General features: G+C 72.9%; 16 protein-coding genes. 7 read left to right on the top strand and 9 right to left on the bottom strand.

Going from position 1 to position 15,671, the window contains the following annotated elements; genetic code table 11:
• Positions 1–78: 78 nt before the first annotated feature.
• The 4 genes from AB0E91_RS29205 to AB0E91_RS29190 all read left to right on the top strand — a co-directional run bounded on the left by AB0E91_RS29205 (position 79) and on the right by AB0E91_RS29190 (position 3,018).
• Positions 79–510, top strand: a complete 432-nt coding sequence (locus AB0E91_RS29205; protein ID WP_361787995.1) for a DoxX family protein — start codon at positions 79–81, stop codon at positions 508–510.
• 171 nt (positions 511–681) lie between these two features.
• The gene (locus tag AB0E91_RS29200; RefSeq protein WP_361787993.1) at positions 682–1,362 is read left to right on the top strand and encodes an ABC transporter permease; all 681 of its coding nucleotides are present in this window, start codon (positions 682–684) and stop codon (positions 1,360–1,362) included.
• Between the two features lie 28 nt (positions 1,363–1,390).
• Entirely contained in the window at positions 1,391–2,062 is a 672-nt protein-coding gene (locus AB0E91_RS29195; RefSeq protein ID WP_361787991.1) for an ABC transporter permease, read from the top strand.
• A complete protein-coding gene (locus AB0E91_RS29190) occupies positions 2,059–3,018 on the top strand; it encodes an ABC transporter substrate-binding protein (RefSeq protein WP_361787989.1) in 960 nt (319 codons plus the stop codon). The genes AB0E91_RS29195 and AB0E91_RS29190 overlap by 4 nt, the downstream gene beginning before the upstream one ends.
• 25 nt (positions 3,019–3,043) lie before the next feature.
• Here the strand turns inward: AB0E91_RS29190 and AB0E91_RS29185 are convergent, their stop codons facing one another.
• From AB0E91_RS29185 to AB0E91_RS29170, 4 genes are read right to left on the bottom strand one after another with little or no spacing between them, the layout of a single operon-like run.
• Positions 3,044–4,198 carry a betaine/proline/choline family ABC transporter ATP-binding protein gene (locus AB0E91_RS29185; RefSeq protein WP_361787987.1) on the bottom strand — a complete coding sequence of 385 codons (1,155 nt, stop codon included), beginning with the start codon at positions 4,196–4,198 and terminating at the stop codon, positions 3,044–3,046.
• Positions 4,195–4,896: an LUD domain-containing protein gene (locus AB0E91_RS29180; protein ID WP_361787985.1), complete on the bottom strand. Its 702-nt coding sequence runs from the start codon at positions 4,894–4,896 to the stop codon at positions 4,195–4,197. Before AB0E91_RS29180 ends, AB0E91_RS29185 begins: the two co-directional genes overlap by 4 nt.
• Complete coding sequence (locus AB0E91_RS29175) at positions 4,893–6,371, bottom strand: LutB/LldF family L-lactate oxidation iron-sulfur protein (protein WP_361787983.1); 1,479 nt, start codon at positions 6,369–6,371, stop codon at positions 4,893–4,895. Before AB0E91_RS29175 ends, AB0E91_RS29180 begins: the two co-directional genes overlap by 4 nt.
• Positions 6,368–7,123 carry a (Fe-S)-binding protein gene (locus AB0E91_RS29170; RefSeq protein WP_361787981.1) on the bottom strand — a complete coding sequence of 252 codons (756 nt, stop codon included), beginning with the start codon at positions 7,121–7,123 and terminating at the stop codon, positions 6,368–6,370. The genes AB0E91_RS29175 and AB0E91_RS29170 overlap by 4 nt, the downstream gene beginning before the upstream one ends.
• 333 nt (positions 7,124–7,456) lie before the next feature.
• On the opposite strand from AB0E91_RS29170, the gene AB0E91_RS29165 reads away from it, so the two are divergent.
• Positions 7,457–8,296: a pentapeptide repeat-containing protein gene (locus AB0E91_RS29165; RefSeq protein ID WP_361787979.1), complete on the top strand. Its 840-nt coding sequence runs from the start codon at positions 7,457–7,459 to the stop codon at positions 8,294–8,296.
• Here the strand turns inward: AB0E91_RS29165 and AB0E91_RS29160 are convergent.
• Positions 8,258–9,829 (bottom strand): cytochrome P450, encoded by a 1,572-nt coding sequence (locus AB0E91_RS29160; RefSeq protein WP_361787977.1) that lies wholly within the window; start codon positions 9,827–9,829, stop codon positions 8,258–8,260. The genes AB0E91_RS29165 and AB0E91_RS29160 overlap by 39 nt on opposite strands.
• A 121-nt stretch (positions 9,830–9,950) precedes the next feature.
• On the opposite strand from AB0E91_RS29160, the gene AB0E91_RS29155 reads away from it, so the two are divergent.
• Together AB0E91_RS29155 and AB0E91_RS29150 are read left to right on the top strand one after the other, a co-directional pair.
• The gene (locus tag AB0E91_RS29155; RefSeq protein WP_361787975.1) at positions 9,951–10,556 is read left to right on the top strand and encodes a TetR/AcrR family transcriptional regulator; all 606 of its coding nucleotides are present in this window, start codon (positions 9,951–9,953) and stop codon (positions 10,554–10,556) included.
• A gap of 234 nt (positions 10,557–10,790) precedes the next feature.
• Positions 10,791–11,522 (top strand): DUF2470 domain-containing protein, encoded by a 732-nt coding sequence (locus AB0E91_RS29150; protein WP_361787973.1) that lies wholly within the window; start codon positions 10,791–10,793, stop codon positions 11,520–11,522.
• Here the strand turns inward: AB0E91_RS29150 and AB0E91_RS29145 are convergent.
• The 4 genes from AB0E91_RS29145 to AB0E91_RS29130 all read right to left on the bottom strand — a co-directional run bounded on the left by AB0E91_RS29145 (position 11,490) and on the right by AB0E91_RS29130 (position 15,490).
• Entirely contained in the window at positions 11,490–12,758 is a 1,269-nt protein-coding gene (locus tag AB0E91_RS29145) for a lactonase family protein (protein WP_361788122.1), read from the bottom strand. The two genes, AB0E91_RS29150 and AB0E91_RS29145, sit on opposite strands and share 33 nt — an antisense overlap.
• Positions 12,759–12,847: 89 nt before the next feature.
• The gene (locus AB0E91_RS29140; RefSeq protein ID WP_361787971.1) at positions 12,848–14,092 is read right to left on the bottom strand and encodes an aromatic acid exporter family protein; all 1,245 of its coding nucleotides are present in this window, start codon (positions 14,090–14,092) and stop codon (positions 12,848–12,850) included.
• A gap of 73 nt (positions 14,093–14,165) precedes the next feature.
• On the bottom strand, positions 14,166–14,660 hold the full coding sequence (locus AB0E91_RS29135) for an FBP domain-containing protein (RefSeq protein WP_361787969.1): 495 nt from the start codon (positions 14,658–14,660) through the stop codon (positions 14,166–14,168).
• A gap of 125 nt (positions 14,661–14,785) precedes the next feature.
• Entirely contained in the window at positions 14,786–15,490 is a 705-nt protein-coding gene (locus AB0E91_RS29130) for a PAS domain-containing protein (protein ID WP_361787967.1), read from the bottom strand.
• Positions 15,491–15,671: the final 181 nt, after the last annotated feature.

Genomic DNA, 15,671 nt, shown 5'->3' with positions numbered 1-15,671 from the left:
GACGCGGGCGCCGCCGGGCCCTCCGGCGAAGGGGGCTGCGTAGCATGAACATCCGTACCCCCAGGGAAAGTGAGTGGCATGAACATCCTCGGTAGACTCGGCGGCGCGCTGCTCGGCGGAAGCTTCGCGGTGTTCGGTTCCGGCGCCGTGCGCGAGCCCGCCGGACTGGCGAAGCTCGCCGGTCCGGCACTGGAAGAGATCCGCAAGGTCGTTCCGCTCCCCAAGGACGACGAACTGCTCGTACGCGTCAACGGCGCCGTCCAGACCGGCGCCGGCGCGGCGCTGGCCATCGGCCTGTTCCCGCGCATCTCCGCCCTCGCGCTGGCCGGGTCCCTGATCCCGACCACCTACGCCGGTCACGCCTTCTGGACCGTCGAGGACCCCGCCCAGCGCAAGGCGCAGCGCACCCAGTTCCTGAAGAACGCCGTGATGCTCGGCGGACTGCTGGTCGTCGCGGGCACGCCCCGCAAGACGGACACGCCGTCCGGCACGGGGATCTCGGCCGGCTGAACACCGGCCACGCGGGGAAGGCCCTGGCAGCGCCCGTAGGAACGGCGCGCTTGTCGGGGCGTCTCCGCCGGGCCGGAGTGATGGCGCGGCGGAACCGCTCGGCCGCTGCCGCGCCCCCCGTCCGGCCCACTCCGACGCGCCCCCCACCACCCCACCCGCTCCAATGGACAGGTGACCGCGCCCCCCGACGACTGTCTCGCGCGTAACGAGTGGATCTGTGGTGCCTATCTGAGCAGTCGGCGGCAGATTCTGGTCGACGCGGTCGTGCAGCATCTTGAGCTGACCGTGTTGTCCGTGGTGATCGGGCTGGTGATCGCCGTGCCGCTGGCGGTGGTGGCGCGGCGGTGGGGGTGGGCGGCCGGGCCGATGCTCGCCGTGACGACGGTGTTGTACACGATTCCGTCGCTGGCGATGTTCTCCTTGTTGCTGCCCGTGTACGGGCTCTCGGCGACGCTCGTCGTGGCGGGGCTGGTGCTGTACTCGCTGACTCTGCTGGTGCGGAACATCCTCGCCGGGCTGCGGGCCGTGCCGGAGGAGACGCGGGAGGCGGCGCGGGGGCTCGGGTATGGGCCCGTACGGCTGCTGCTCACCGTGGAGCTGCCGCTCGCGCTGCCCGCCGCGATGGCCGGGCTGCGGATCGCGACCGTTTCGGCGGTCTCGCTGGTCACGGTGGGGGCGATCGTCGGGTTCGGGGGGCTCGGGAATCTCATCTACTCCGGGATGAACACCTTCTTCAAGGCGCAGGTGCTCACCGCGTCCGTGCTGTGCGTGCTCATCGCCGTCGCGGCCGACCTGCTGCTGCTCGGTGTGCAGTGGCTGATCACGCCCTGGGTGCGCAAGGGACGGGCGTGAGAGCGCCGGGCGGCGGGGAGCGCCCCGCGTGAGCACCCTCGCCGCCACCTGGGACTGGCTCGCCGACCCCGCGCACTGGAGCGGGGAGGACGGGGTGTGGCACCGGCTGCTCCAGCACCTCGTCCTCACCGTCGTCTGCCTCGTCGTCAGCTGTCTGATCGCGCTGCCCGTCGCGCTCGTCCTCGGCCACATCGGCAAGGGCGGAGCGCTCGCCGTCAACATCTCCAACGTCGGCCGGGCCGTCCCCACCTTCGCGGTCCTGGTGCTGCTTCTGCTGACCCCGGTCGGCAAGTGGGGCGAGGGCCCCACCGTGGTCGCGCTGGTGCTGTTCGCCGTACCGCCGCTGCTCACCAATGCCTACGTCGGGATGCGCGAGGTCGACCGGGGAGTGGTCCGGGCGGCGAAGGGCATGGGGATGACCGGACGGCAGGTCCTCGTGCGGGCGGAGCTGCCCCTCGCGCTGCCGATGATCCTCAACGGGGTGCGGATCGCCGCCGTGCAGCTCGTCGCCACCGCCACCATCGCCGCGCTCGCGGGCGGCGGCGGGCTCGGCCGGATCATCACCGCGGGCTTCAACCTGGCCAGCACCCCGCAGGTGGTCGCGGGCGCGCTCCTCGTGGCGGTGTTCGCGCTGCTTGTGGAGGCCGTGTTCGAGGTCGTGGAGCGGCTGGCGCCCACCTGGGCCCGGGCCGGACGATGAGATTCCGTACGGCGGCGGCCGCCACCGCCCTGCTGTGCACGCTCGCGGGAGGTGTCCTCACCGGCTGTGCCTCCGGTCCCTCCCTGGAGAACCGCAGCCAGGTCACCGCCTCACCCGGCGACAGCCACCACCTCACCATCGGCTCGGCCGGCTTCACCGAGAGCGATCTGCTCGCCCAGCTGTACGCCCAACTGCTCGACCACGCCGGGTACACGACCTCGATGCTCACCGTCGCCAACCGCGAACTGTACGAACCGGCCCTGGAATCGGGGCAGATCGACGTCGTACCCGAGTACGCCGCCACCCTCGCCGACTGGCTCAACGCCAAGAAGCACGGCGTCGACGCGCCCCCGGCCGGATCGCCCGACCTCGACGCCACCATGAAGTCCCTGCGCGCCCTCGCCGCCCCGCGCGGACTCACCGTCCTGCCGCCGGGCCGCGCCGTGGACCAGAACGCCTTCGCCGTACGCGCCTCCTACGCACGCGAGCACCACCTCAAGACCCTCAGCGACCTCGGCGCCTCCGGACTGAAGGTGCGTCTGGCCGCCGGGGACGAGTGTGTGCGGCGCCCATACTGCGCCCCCGGGCTGAAGAAGGTATATGGCATCCACATCACCGGCGTCGATCCCAAGGGTGTCGGCACCACACAGGCCAAGCGTGCCGTGCAGTCGGGCCGGGACCACATGGTGCTGACCACCACCACGGACGCCACTCTCGACTCCTTCGGCCTGGTCCTGCTCGCCGACGACAAGCACCTCCAGAACGCGGACTACATCGTCCCGGTCGTCAACCGCGCCCGTGCGGGCAGCCCCCGCGTCGCCGAGGCCCTCGACAAGCTCAACGACGTCCTCACCACCCAGGACCTGGCCGACATGAACCGGCAGGTGGACAGCTGGCGGCGGCTCCCCGCCCAGGTGGCCCGCACCTACCTCGAAAACAAGGGCCTGCTCAAGTGACCGCCCGCGCCCGCCGAAACACCCCTCACGCATCCGCCACCGAATCGAACCGCACCTGCCCCCGCGCCACCCCCAGCGCGTCCGCGTCCACCGACCGCCGCAGCGCCTCGTGCAGCTTGGCCGGGGTCAGCACGCCCAGGAAGCGCGCCCCGTCAAGGACCGCGACCCACCCGGCGTCGTACTGGAGCATCACGCCGAACGCCTGCTTCAGCGGCGCGCCCACCGGCACCCACGCGGTCATCCGGTGGGCGAGGGCGCCGACCGTGCCCCCGGCCACCAGCTCGTCGATGCCCACCCAGCCGTGCAGATCACCGTCCCGGTCCAGCACCACCGCCCAGCGCGACCCCTCGGCACGCAGCCGGGCCAGAGCACGTTCGGCGGGCTCGTCGGGGCGGGCCACCGGCGGCTGTTCGAGGTCGTCCGGCTCGATCTCGGTGACGGAGAGCCGCTTCAGGCCCCGGTCGGCGCCGACGAACCCGGCGACGTACGAGGTGGCGGGCGTGCCGAGCACCGCGCCGGGCGTGTCGAACTGCTCGATCCGGCCCGCCCCGTAGACCGCGATCCGGTCCCCGAGCCGTACCGCCTCCTCGATGTCGTGGGTGACCAGCAGCACGGTCTTGCGCACCGCCTCCTGCATCCGCAGGAACTCGTCCTGCAACTGCTCGCGCACCACCGGGTCCACCGCGCCGAACGGCTCGTCCATCAGCAGCACCGGTGGATCGGCCGCTAGCGCCCGCGCCACCCCGACCCGCTGCCGCTGGCCGCCGGAGAGCTGCTCCGGGTAGCGGGAGCCGTACGTCTTCGGGTCGAGCCCGACCAGGTCGAGGAGTTCGGCGGCGCGTGCCCGGGCGCGGGCCCGCTTCCAGCCGAGCAGGGTGGGCACGGTGGCGGTGTTGTCGAGGACCGTGCGGTGCGGGAAGAGGCCGACCTGCTGGATGACATAGCCGATACGGCGGCGCAGCCGCACCGGGTCGACCCGGGCGATGTCCTCGCCGCCCACCGTGATCCGCCCCGAGGTGGGCTCGATGAGCCGGTTCACCATCATCATGGTCGTCGTCTTGCCGCAGCCGGACGGGCCGACCAGGGTGACCAGTTCGCCCTCGGCCACCTCGAACGACAGCCCGTCCACGGCCGTCGTGCCGTCCGGGTAGCGCTTGGTGACCTGCTCGAACCGGATCATTCCCCCACGCTAGCCGCGCTCCCCTCCGCCCGCCCGGCTCCGCCGACCGAAGGGATGACCCCGGCGAGGACGACCTCCAGTGTGCGCGGCCCGTGCACGCCCTCCACCCGGTCCAGTTCGATGTCGCTGGTGGCCGAGGGGCCGGAGATCCAGGTGGACGGGCGGGTGGGGGAGAGGCGTTCGAGGGCCTGCGGCACGGACGCCACGACCTGTGCGGGGACGCGGACGACGCAGATGTGGTGGTCGGGGATCAGGGTGATCCGGCGACGGCCCTGCCCCGGGCCGCCGTCCAGGACGATCGTGCCCGTCTCCGCGACGGCGACCGCGCAGCCGGTGACCACGCTGTCCACCGTGTCCAGTTCGTGCGGTGTACTCGTGGCCCGGTCCGGGACGGGGTTCGCGTCAGTGGCGGACAGCCACTCCGGCGGCAGCCCGTCCGGTACGAGCACGGACCGGGAGCCCCGCTCGGTCAGCAACCGGCCGACGAGTGACGGCAGTTCGTCCTCCGTGCAGCGGTGCACGACGGCCCGGTAGTCCGCCAGGTTCTCCGCCAGCAGCTCCACCGTCTCCTCGGCGGTGCGCTCGCCGTGCTCGCGCAGATAGGGGCGGGGGATCGCGCGGTCGTAGGGGGTGTCGTCACGGGGTACGTCCGCCAGCGCACGGCGCACCCGGCCGAGGACCCGGTCCCTGGAGCTCATCGGGCGTCGTCCTTTCCGCCGCGCGTGCGCAGCCACCAGTCCCGGAAGGGTTCGGCCGGTACGGCCGGCAGATCGCGGGTCGCCGTCCAGGCCCGGCCGGGTCCTGGCAGGGTGCGCGGGCGGAAGCCGCGGGTGCGCGAGGCCAGCCGCTGCCCGGTCCGCAGGACACCGGGCCGGGCCAGTGCCCAGCCCGCCGCGCGCATGGCGGCCCGCTCGGCGGCGTGCCCCTTGGCGGGCCTGAGCAGCACGCGGTTGCCGTTCCGTACCGCCGGGCCGCCCTCGACGACCCGCTCGCGCAGCCGGACCAGCACCTCGGGGATGTCGATGGCGACCGGGCACACCTCGTAGCAGGCCCCGCACAGCGAGGACGCGTACGGCAGGGAGGCGTCGATCTCGCTTGCGGTACCCCGGAGTTGGGGGCTGAGGACGGCGCCGATGGGGCCCGGGTAGACCGAGCCGTAGGCGTGGCCGCCCGCGCGCTCGTACACCGGGCACACGTTGAGGCAGGCCGAGCAGCGGATGCAGCGCAGCGCCTGGCGGCCCACCTCGTCGGCGAGGGTGTCGGTACGGCCGTTGTCCAGCAGGACCAGATGGAAGGCGCGCGGGCCGTCGCCGTCGGTGGTGCCGGTCCACATGCTGGTGTACGGGTTCATGCGCTCGGCGGTGGAGGAGCGGGGGAGGAGCTGCAGGAACACCTCCAGGTCCCGCCAGGTGGGGACGACCTTCTCGATGCCCACGACCGAGATCAGCGTCTCGGGCAGGGTCAGGCACATCCGCCCGTTGCCCTCGGACTCCACGACCACGAGGGTGCCGGTCTCCGCGACCATGAAGTTGGCCCCGGAGACGCCCACTTCGGCCCGCAGGAACTTCTCCCGCAGATGCAGCCGGGCCGCCTCCGCCAGCTCGGCGGGGTCGTCGGACAGGCCCTCGGGCGCGGGGCGTCCCCAACTCGCCATCTTCGTGCGGAAGATGTCGCGGATCTCGCCCCGGTTGCGGTGGATGGCCGGGACCAGGATGTGCGAGGGGCGGTCCTCGCCCAACTGCACGATCAGCTCGGCCAGATCGGTCTCGTAGGCCCGGATGCCCGCCGCCTCCAGCGCCTCGTTGAGCTCGATCTCCTGTGTGGCCATGGACTTGACCTTCACGACCTCCGACTCGCCGGTGGCGCGCACGAGTTCGGTGACGATCCGGTTGGCCTCGGCCGCGTCCGCCGCCCAGTGGACGGTGCCGCCCGCCGCCGTGACCGTCTCCTCCAACTGCTCCAGGTAGCGGTCGAGATGGGCCAGCGTGTGGTCCTTGATCCGCTTGCCCGCCTCGCGCAGCTCGGCCCAGTCGGACACCTCCGCGACGGCCCTGGCCCGCTTGGCGCGGATGGTGTGGGTGGCGTGGCGCAGATTCCCGCGCAGGGTACGGTTGTTGAGCGCTTCCCGTGCCGCCTCCGGGAAGGCGGGCATTCCGATGGACGTCGTGTTCATACGGCCGGGTCCTCCTCCGTGCTTGCCAGGATCTCCGCGATGTGCACCGGCCGCAGCTCCGAACCGGACCGGCTCAGCGTGCCGCCCAGGTGCATCAGACAGGAGTTGTCGGCCGCGCACAGCACCTCGGCGCCGGTCGACTCGGCGTTGCGCACCTTGTCCGCGCCCATCGCCGCCGACACGTCAGCGTTCTTGACCGAGAAGGTGCCACCGAACCCGCAGCACTCCTCGGCGCCCGGCAGCTCGATCAACTCCAACCCCTTGACCGCCTGGAGAAGCCTGCGCGGCCGGTCGCCGAGTCCGAGGGAGCGCAGGCCGTGACAGGTGGGGTGATAGGTCACGGTGTGCGGGTACCAGGCGCCCACGTCGGTCACCCCCAGCACGTCCACCAGGAACTCCGTCAGCTCGTACGTCTTCGGGATCACCGGGGCCAGCGTGGCCGCCAGCCCGCCGCCGCGCCCCTCGGCGCTCGCCCGCTCGCCCAGACGCGGATACAGCTCGCGGACCATCGCCGCGCAGGAGCCGGACGGGGTCACGATCGCGTCGTACTCCCCGAAGACCTCGGCGTAGTGCCGGGCCAGCGGCTCCGTCCCGTGCCGGTAGCCGGTGTTGTAGTGCGCCTGGCCGCAACAGGTCTGCGCCATGGGGAAGTCCACGTCGACCCCCAGTCTGGCCAGCAGTCTCACCACGGCACGGCCGGTGTCCGGATAGAGCGTGTCGTTGACACAGGTCAGGAACAGGGCGACACGCATCGCGGCTCCTCGGGACTCGGCTCCCACTCGGCAGGCGGACATCCGCAGCCTAGGGCCTGTCTTTCGGATCAGCCCGAGTCGCGGGGGCTGGCACGCACATCTGCGGCGTTGTCGTCGGTCGCCGACTCCCCCACGCTCGGCTTCGCTCGCGCGGGGGCACCCCCATCGCGTCGACTCCCTCCTCCGCCTTGCAGCTGCACGCACCAGCCCCCGCTCGGGTCGGCCGGAAAGCTCGCTCGGCTGGAGCGGCCTGATCCGAAAGACAGGCCCTAGCCCGGCAGGCCCTGAGAAAAACAGAACCCCGCAGGTCAGCAGGCCAGTAAGCTTGCCGCTATGCCGGATCACGAACATACGAGCGACCGCTCCGCCCTGCGCGCCGACTGCACGCGCTGCTTCGCCCTGTGCTGTGTCGCGCTGCCGTTCGCCGCCTCCTCCGGTTTCGCCCTGGACAAGCCCGCCGGGAAGCCCTGCCCCAACCTGCGCGGCGACCACCGCTGCGGCATCCACACCGGCCTGCGCGAGCGGGGCTTCACCGGCTGCACGGTCTACGACTGCTTCGGCGCGGGCCAGCGCGTCTCCCAGGTCACCTTCGGCGGCCGGGACTGGCGCGGTGGCGAACGGGCCGAGGCCCGGCTGATGTTCGACGTGTTCCCCGTGGTCCGCCGGCTGCACGAACTGCTCTGGTACCTCGCCGAGGCACTGGAACTGGAAGCCGCCCGGCCGTTCCACCCCGAACTGCGGCAAGCACGGGAGCGGACCGAGGAGTTGGCCGGGCGGGACGCCGAGGCGCTGGCCGCGCTGGACCTCGACGCCCACTGGCACGAGGTGGCTCAACTCCTGTTGCGGGTCAGTGAGTCGGCCCGGCGCGGGGTCGGCCGCAAGAAGGGAAAGGACCGCAGGGGTGCCGACCTGATCGGCGCCCGCCTCAAGGACGCCGACCTGCGCGGGGTCAGTCTGCGCGGTGCCTGTCTGATAGCGGCCGACCTCACCGGCGCCGATCTGCGGGGCGCGGACCTGATAGGCGCCGACCTGCGCGACGCCGATCTGACCGACGCCGACCTCACCGGCGCCCTCTTCGTCACCCAGCCGCAGGTCAACGCGGCAAAGGGCGGCCCGGGTACGCGGCTGCCGGGGTCACTGGTCCGCCCGGTGCACTGGACAACGGCCGGCTGAACCGGATGCGGGCGCGGCGGACCCGGACCCGGAACCCGCCCCCTCCGCACGTCCCGCAGCGACGCCCGCCGCCACAGCCCCCCGCCGCTCCAGTCCCAGCCGCAGCCCCTCCGGCATCAGCGTCAGCCGCTCGGTGACCTCCAGCCGGTAGCCGGGGTCGGCCCGCAGTTCGTAGCGGCGCAGCAGCAGGCCGAGCACGAGCGTCGCCTCGTGCAGGGCGAACTGGCGGCCGATGCAGGCCCGCGCGCCGGTGCCGAACGGCTTGAAGGTGTGCGGCGCCCGGCCGCGTACCGCCTTGGCGTCGAAACGGTCCGGGTCGAAGCGCCCGGCGTCCGCGCCCCACACCTCGGGGTCGCGGTGCAGCAGCGGCAGCAGCACCAGCGCCCACGCGCCCCGGCGCATCGGGTGTTCCCCGGCCAGCACGGTGTCCCGCGTGGCCTCCCGCGCGTAGGCGGGCGCGGTCGGCCACAGCCGCAGCGACTCGTCCAGGACCCGGCGTACGTACCGCAGCTTGGCGACCTGGTCGTAGCCCGGCTCCGGTGTGTCGCCCCAGACGCGGTCCACCTCGGCGCGGGCGCGGGCGGCGATCTCCGGGTGCCGGGCCAGGTAGTGGAGGGCGAAGGAGAGCGCGCCGGAGGTCGTCTCGTGGCCCGCGACCAGGAAGGTGATGACCTGCTTGCGGACGTTCTCCGCAGACAGGCGTTCCCCGGTGACGGGGTGGGAGGTCTCCAGCATCCGGTCGAGGAGGTCCCCGGTGCCACCGCCGGAGCCGCTGCCGCCGTCCGATCCGCGCCGCGCGGCCACCAGCGCGTCGACCGTGCGGTTGAGGTGGGCGATGTCGGCCGCGTTGCGCCGGGCGGCGGTGCGCAGCAGCAGCGGGGCCAGCGGTCCTGGCACGCTGTTCAGGCGCTGGGCGTAGGTGAGGGTGCCGATCATCGCCCGGACGAAGGGGTGCGGCCGGTCCCGTTCGAAGGAGCCGAAGTCGTGCCCGAAGCCGGTGCGCGCGATGGTCTCCAGGGTCAGCTTGGTCATGTCCCCGGGCACGTCCACGGTGCGCCCGGCCGCCAGCTCGCCGTCCCAGTGCGCGGTCAGCCGTGCGGCGACCGACAGCATCATGCCGTGGTAGGTCTCCATCGCCTCGCGGCTGAAGCCGGGGGCCAGGACGTCGTGCGCGAGCTGCCAGTTGGGCTCGTGGTTGTACGCCGTGAACAGCCCGTCCCCGACGACCGGCCGCAGATTGGCGACCCCGAGGCCGACGTGCTTGGCGAAGCGCGACTCGTCGGCGAGATCCGCGGCGAGCCGTGCGCCCCACACGAACACGAACTCCCTGCCGAACGCCCGCCGCCGGAAGATCGGTCCCAGTTCCCGTCCGAAGCGCATCGAGTCCTGGAGCGGGCGGCGCCGGTCCACGCCCACCACGTCACCGACCAGTGGCAGCCGGCGTGAAGGATGCGGGATGCGGCCCAGCTCCGGCCAGCCGTGCTCGGCGCTGCGGAAACCCTTCGGCAGCCCGCTCCCCGTCGTCTCCGCCATGGCGTGATCTCCCTTGATCCAGCGGACGGTTGTGCCTGCGATCCCAGCGTGTTGTACGCGAGTTCAATAGCCCGGTTCAGTCTGGTCCGCTTGTTGAACCGGCGTCAAGTAAGGTGGCCGCATGGCCGCGAACGAGGGGGAACGCGCCCGGCGCAGACTCAGCACCGAGGAGCGTCGCGAGCAACTGCTCTCGGTCGGCGCCCGGCTGTTCTCCGAGAGTCCGTACGACGACGTGTGGATCGAGCGGGTCGCCGAGATCGCCGGGGTCTCGCGCGGGCTGCTCTACCACTACTTCCCGAACAAACGGGACTTCTTCGCTGCGGTCGTCGAGCGCGAGAGCGAGCGGATGCTGCGCATGACCGCGCCCGTGCCCGGGGTTCCGGTGCGCGAGCAGCTCGCCGCAGGTCTGGACACCTATCTGACCTACGTCGAGACCCACGCGCACGGCTTCCGCGCCTTCCACCGTGCCGACGCGGCCGGCGACCAGGCCGTACGCCGGGTCTATCGGCGAGCCCTCGCCGCGCAGGAGCGGCAGATCCTCGCCGCGCTCGCCGCCGACCCCGAGTTCGGGCCCGGCTTTGAGAAGGCGGCGCCCGCCCGGCTCGCGGTGCGCGGCTGGCTGGCGTTCACCACCGCCGTCTGCCTGGAGTGGCTGCGCGAGGGCACCCCGGACCGCGACGAGGTCCGCGAGCTGTGCGCGCGGGCGCTGCTCGGCGTCATCTCGTAGCACCCGCGGTCATCTCGTAGCACCCGCGGTCATTTCGCAGCATCCGCGGTCATTTCGCAGTCCCCACAGTCCCCGCAGTCATTTCGCAGCCCCGCACGGCCGCCGAAGTCCGGTAGGGCGGCGGCCCGTTGACGCTTCCCCGGGAACTCTCCCGTCACCCGTTCGGCGCGGCGTGGTTGGCGTGCGCCCGGATCTTCGATAAGTTAGGCAAGGCTTACCTAAGGAGGACTCGGGATGGGTGACACGCAGGACTGGGCGGCCGGACCCGGAGCGGCGGAGCGGGCGAGGTCGGTCCTCGCGGCCGCGTGGTCGTGCGCGGTGACCGCCGAGGGCGCCCGGGAGGAGTACGTCGGCGCGCACTCCGTGACCGAGGACGGCGGGGTGCTGCTCGACGTGCCCGAGGACAGCGCCCTGCACACGGCGGCCCTGTGCGCGCCGCGCGGTGAGCCCAGCGCCGTGCTGGAGTTCGCCGACGTGGCCCCGGTGCCGGTGCGCCGGCGCATCCGGGCCCGGCTCTGGATCGCCGGCTGGCTCTCGCAGGGCAGTCAGGGCAGCGGTGCACTGCATTTCCGGCCCACCCGCGTGGTCCTCCGGCTGCCCTCCGGCGCCCAGGTCGTCGGCCTCGACGAGTTCGCCGCCGCCCGGCCCGACCCGCTGGCCCTCGCCGAGGCCCAGCTGCTCACCCATCTGGCCGATTCCCACCCGGACGCGGTGGAGCGGCTGACCCGCCTGGTGCGGCCCGAGAGCCTGCACGCCGCGACCCGGGTCGCGCCCGTCGCCGTGGACCGGCACGGCCTCACCCTGCGCATCGAACGCACCCGCGCCCACGGCGACGTACGCCTGGCGTTCCACACCCCTGCCGACGACGTCTCGCAGCTCACCGAGCGGATGCACGCCCTGCTCACCCAGGCGGCCGCCGCCTGCCCGCGCGCCCTACAGCGGCACCCCGCAGACGGCGACGGGTGACGCGAACGGCTCGCCCGCGAGCCGCAGTTCCCCGCCGTCCACGTGGAACACGCTGACCGTGCCGGAGCGCTGGTTCGCCGCGAACAGCAGCCGGCCGTCCGGGGACAGCGCGATCTGCCGCGGGAAGTCACCCTCCACCGGCACCGTGCCGAGCAGCCGCAGCCGGGCGCCGTCGGCCTCGACGGCATACCGGGCGATGCTGTTGTCACCCCGGTTGGCGAGGAACGCGTGCGCGCCGTCGGCGCTCACCACGAACTGGGCCGGATAGTTGGTCACCCCGTCCCGTGAGCCGGTGGGCTGCGGGTCACCGATCGTCAGCCGGCCGCTCCCGGCGTCGTACGCGCAGACGGCGGCCGTGTCGTCCACCTCGTTGGCCAGATAGGCGTACCGGCCGCCCGGGTGGAAGGTCAGATGGCGCGGCCCCGCGCCGGGCCGGGCGGCCGCCCGGGACACCTCGGCGAGCGTGCCGTGCGCCGTGTCGAGGCGGTACGTGTAGACCGTGTCGGTGCCGAGATCGACCGCGAGGACGTGCGTCCCGTCCGGCGCGGTGAGGAACTGGTGTGCGTGCGGGCCCTGTTGACCCGGTCCCGGGGACGGGGCCGAGTGGGTGACCAGCGCGGTGCGCTCACCGGGGACGCCCGAGGCGTCCAGCGGATGCACGGCGACGCTGCCCGAGCCGTAGTTCGCGCTCAGCAGCCAGCGCCCGCCCGGATGCACCGACACATGACAGGGGGCCGAACCGCCCGTGCTCCGGCTGCCGAGGACCGTGCCGTCCGCCAGCCGTACGGCGGTCACCGCGCCGTCCTCGCGCTCGTCCACCGCGTACAGCGTGCGGCCGTCCGGGTGCGCGGCGAGATACGACGGGTCGGGAACCTCCGCCAGGACGCCTGCCTCGGTGACCATGCCGGTCGCCGGGTCGTACGAGGCGCTGCCGATGCCCTTGCCGCCGTTCTCGCCCGAGGTGTAGGTGCCGAGGTAGAGGGGGCGGGGGCCGGTGGCGGCGGGGGGCGCCGGGCGGTTCTCGGGGGCCGGTTTCCCGGCGCCTGCCGGAGTGTCGTTCGGTGGGGTGCCGTTCGGCGGCGTGCCGTCCGCGTGGGGCTCGGGCGGAGGTGCCGGGGAGGGCACCGCCACCACGGCCGCCGCGCCCGCCAGGGCGCCGACGAACCGGCGCCTGTTCCAGCCGCCGTGCGCCCGTGCGCCCGCTTTCCTGTTCCCGGCGTCGTCCGTGCCGTACATCCGTGCCCTCAGCCGCCCCTCGGTCCTCTCCGCCCCGTACGTCACGGCCACCTTGGCGCGGCGCGGCCCACGAAAGCAAGGTGGACCGGTCAGCGCCCGGCTCCCGTACGGTTGCGCCACAAGTCATCCTGGACGCCCAGCCGTTCGCGCAGGCGGTTCATCCTGGGCAGCCGCGCCCGCTGCTGCCGGGACACCCGGTCCAGCTCCTCCAGGAGGCGGCGGCTGCGGTGCTCGGTGTCCATCTCGTCGATGATGCGGCTCACCTCGGCCAGCACCGCCCCCATCAGCTGCCAGTTGGCCCAGTCCGAGCCGACCTCGTCCTTGATCAGCTCCGCGAGCCGGTCGCGGGTGGCGGCCGCCGTGTGCAGCTCGGCCGTGAGCCGGGCCTCCGCCGACTCGGCGTTCGCGCTGAGGTCGGTGGTGACCAGCACCGCGAAGCTCACCACCGCGTCCGCGATCTCGGACAGCACCTGCTGCACGGTCGCCCCGATCGGCGGCGGGAACAGCTCCCGGCCGCCCCGCGCCTTCGCCAGGTCGGTGAAGGAACGGGCCAGGACGCGCAGGACGACCGTGCAGATCTCCAGTGTGTCCAGACCGGTGCGCAGCACCACCCGGTGCAGCAGCCCCTCCTTGACGCGCGGGTTGAGCCGCAGACTGTCCTCGGCCTGCCTGAGCGAGGCGTCCACCTCGACGATCTCGTGGTCCATGCGGCGGGCCTCGTGCAGCCGCTCGGCCGCCTGCTGCCAGGGGACGGCGCCCGCGGCCTCCTCACCCATCCGGAGCATCAACTGCCGTACCCGGCGGGCCAGACCGTCGATCGAGCGGCCCGCCTCGTCCACCCACACCGGCGGCGGCAGCAGCAGATTGCAGGCCATGCCCGTGATGGCGCCGATCAGTGTCTCCACGATCCGCGCCCACGCCGTGAAGCCGACGGTGGTGACCCCGAGCACCAGCATGGCGCTGATCGCCACCTCGACCACGTACTCGTGCACGCGCACCAGGTGGCCCACCGTCAGCGCGGACACGATCAGCAGGGCCAGACTCCACCAGGTCAGCCCGACGAGCAGGCTGAAGATGATGGCGACCACGACCCCCGCGACCACCGCGTTCACCCGGCGGATGCCGTTGGTGAGCGTCGCGTAGAACGTGACCTGGACGACCAGCAGCGCGGTCAGGGGTGAGGTCAGCGGGGCGGGCTCGGGGCTGAGCCGGAGCGCGATGACGTAGGCGATCGTCGCCGCGAAGGCCGACCGCAGCGTCTGCACGACCACCGGTTCGCGGCGGCGCGCGATCAGGCGCCGCAGCTCGGCTGTCCACTTCCGTACGTCTGGCATCCCTTGCCCTGTTCCCGTTCCGGGCGGGCGGTGAACGGGGCCGAAAGAGGACCGTTCGTGTGACGTGTGCGACTCACGTGTACAGCTTGTCCACGAACGCCGCCAGGTTGGCGCACGCCCGGTCGATCTGCTCCTGGACGGTGAGGCTCTCCTCGAAGCGGGTGCCGGAGTCGGGCACCTTCCGGCCGCGCACGTACAGGGAACACGCCAGGTCCGCGCACATGTACACACCGACCGAGTTGCCCTCGCGCCCGGCCGCGCCCGCCTTGCGGGCCGTCATCAGGGAGACCCCGCCGCCGCGATGGGTCGTCAGGCACACCGAGCACATGCTGCGGTGCAGGAAGCCGTGGCGCGCGGGCGGGAAGCGCAGGGCCACCCCGGCCGGTCGGCCCGCGCGCTCCACGACCAGATAGCTGCGGTCGGGCGCCCCGGGATCACGCCAGCCGAGGAAGTCGAGGTCGTCCCAGGGGCGTTCGGCCAGATCGCGCGGGACCGTCAGCCGTTTGGCCTCGCCCTTGGAGCAGTTGACGAACGAGGCGCGGATGTCCTGCTCGGTGAGCGGTCGCATGAGGGGTCCTTCGGGTACGGCTCGGGGAACCTAGGGGGTCTAGGTGCAGGGTGAGCATATGTAGGCGAGGGGGGAGTGGCGAATGGTTTTGGAGGCGGCTTCCAGCGGCGCCCCGGTCACCGGTCCTACGGTGTCCCGTCCCGCCCGGTCCCGTCCCGCCCGGTTCCGTCCCGCCCGGTCCCGGGCTGCTCCGGCCCGGAACCTCGCGCCTCCGGCGGCCACACCCCCGGCACCAGCACCCCCAGCGCATAGGCGCGGGCGATCAGCTCCGTGCGGTTGGCCGCGCTCCAGCGGGCCGACAGACGGCGCAGATGGTAGGCGACGCCGTCCCGGCTCAGGCCCAGCTCGCGGGCGGCGCGGTCCGTCGTGGCGCCCCCGGCCAGCAGGGCGAGCACCCGGCCCTCGGTCTCCGTGACCCGCACGGGCTCCGGGCCCCGCCGGACACCCCGCTCCCCGCGCACCCGCAGCATCACCAGGAGTGCCTGGGCCGCGTCCACGCTGTCGCTCACCGGGTCCGCCGTCAGCTCGCCGAACCGCTCCGCGCCGCCCGGTGCGGTCCAGCTCACCGCGACCTCGTAGCGCGAGCGGTGCCGCAGCCGGAGCGCCTGGGCGATCCGCTCCACCTGACCGGCCTCGCGGGGCCGGAACACGCTCAGCACGTCCCGGCCGCGCAGCTGCCCCGGTGTCGTACCGCACTCGGCCGCCATCGCCGGGTTCGCCAGCATCACCGTGCCGTACACATCGCAGACGGCGACGGGTATCGGCACCCGGTCGAAGAGGGTGAGGGCGCGGTTGCGCCACACCACTCCGTCCGTCCGCCCCAGGTCCATCCGGTGCCTCCCGCTGTGCAAAGCCAGTCCCATCCAAGACGAAAGCACAGGTCAGCGGCAACTTACGGGCCTCATGGGCGCCCTCGGCGCAAGTACTTCCGGGAACTTTCGGCTACACGATCATGTAGTGCCGTGGCGCGGGCGCGTCCCGCCGGGCGGCCAGTCTGGAAGGCAGGACTCC

The organism is Streptomyces sp. NPDC026659, assembly GCF_040638245.1.
Classification (GTDB): Bacteria; Actinomycetota; Actinomycetes; order Streptomycetales; family Streptomycetaceae; genus Streptomyces.
This window is presented reverse-complemented; position numbering and strand designations above follow the sequence as displayed.

What these genes read in the sequence shown, in the direction of transcription:
- AB0E91_RS29205 (WP_361787995.1), top strand. Translation starts at nt 79, where the DNA reads ATGAACATCCTCGGTAGACTCGGCGGCGCGCTGCTCGGCGGAAGCTTC.
- AB0E91_RS29190 (WP_361787989.1), top strand. Translation starts at nt 2,059, where the DNA reads ATGAGATTCCGTACGGCGGCGGCCGCCACCGCCCTGCTGTGCACGCTC.
- AB0E91_RS29185 (WP_361787987.1), bottom strand. Translation starts at nt 4,198, where the DNA reads ATGATCCGGTTCGAGCAGGTCACCAAGCGCTACCCGGACGGCACGACG.
- AB0E91_RS29180 (WP_361787985.1), bottom strand. Translation starts at nt 4,896, where the DNA reads ATGAGCTCCAGGGACCGGGTCCTCGGCCGGGTGCGCCGTGCGCTGGCG.
- AB0E91_RS29175 (WP_361787983.1), bottom strand. Translation starts at nt 6,371, where the DNA reads ATGAACACGACGTCCATCGGAATGCCCGCCTTCCCGGAGGCGGCACGG.
- AB0E91_RS29170 (WP_361787981.1), bottom strand. Translation starts at nt 7,123, where the DNA reads ATGCGTGTCGCCCTGTTCCTGACCTGTGTCAACGACACGCTCTATCCG.
- AB0E91_RS29165 (WP_361787979.1), top strand. Translation starts at nt 7,457, where the DNA reads ATGCCGGATCACGAACATACGAGCGACCGCTCCGCCCTGCGCGCCGAC.
- AB0E91_RS29160 (WP_361787977.1), bottom strand. Translation starts at nt 9,829, where the DNA reads ATGGCGGAGACGACGGGGAGCGGGCTGCCGAAGGGTTTCCGCAGCGCC.
- AB0E91_RS29155 (WP_361787975.1), top strand. Translation starts at nt 9,951, where the DNA reads ATGGCCGCGAACGAGGGGGAACGCGCCCGGCGCAGACTCAGCACCGAG.
- AB0E91_RS29150 (WP_361787973.1), top strand. Translation starts at nt 10,791, where the DNA reads ATGGGTGACACGCAGGACTGGGCGGCCGGACCCGGAGCGGCGGAGCGG.
- AB0E91_RS29145 (WP_361788122.1), bottom strand. Translation starts at nt 12,758, where the DNA reads ATGTACGGCACGGACGACGCCGGGAACAGGAAAGCGGGCGCACGGGCG.
- AB0E91_RS29140 (WP_361787971.1), bottom strand. Translation starts at nt 14,092, where the DNA reads ATGCCAGACGTACGGAAGTGGACAGCCGAGCTGCGGCGCCTGATCGCG.
- AB0E91_RS29135 (WP_361787969.1), bottom strand. Translation starts at nt 14,660, where the DNA reads ATGCGACCGCTCACCGAGCAGGACATCCGCGCCTCGTTCGTCAACTGC.
- AB0E91_RS29130 (WP_361787967.1), bottom strand. Translation starts at nt 15,490, where the DNA reads ATGGACCTGGGGCGGACGGACGGAGTGGTGTGGCGCAACCGCGCCCTC.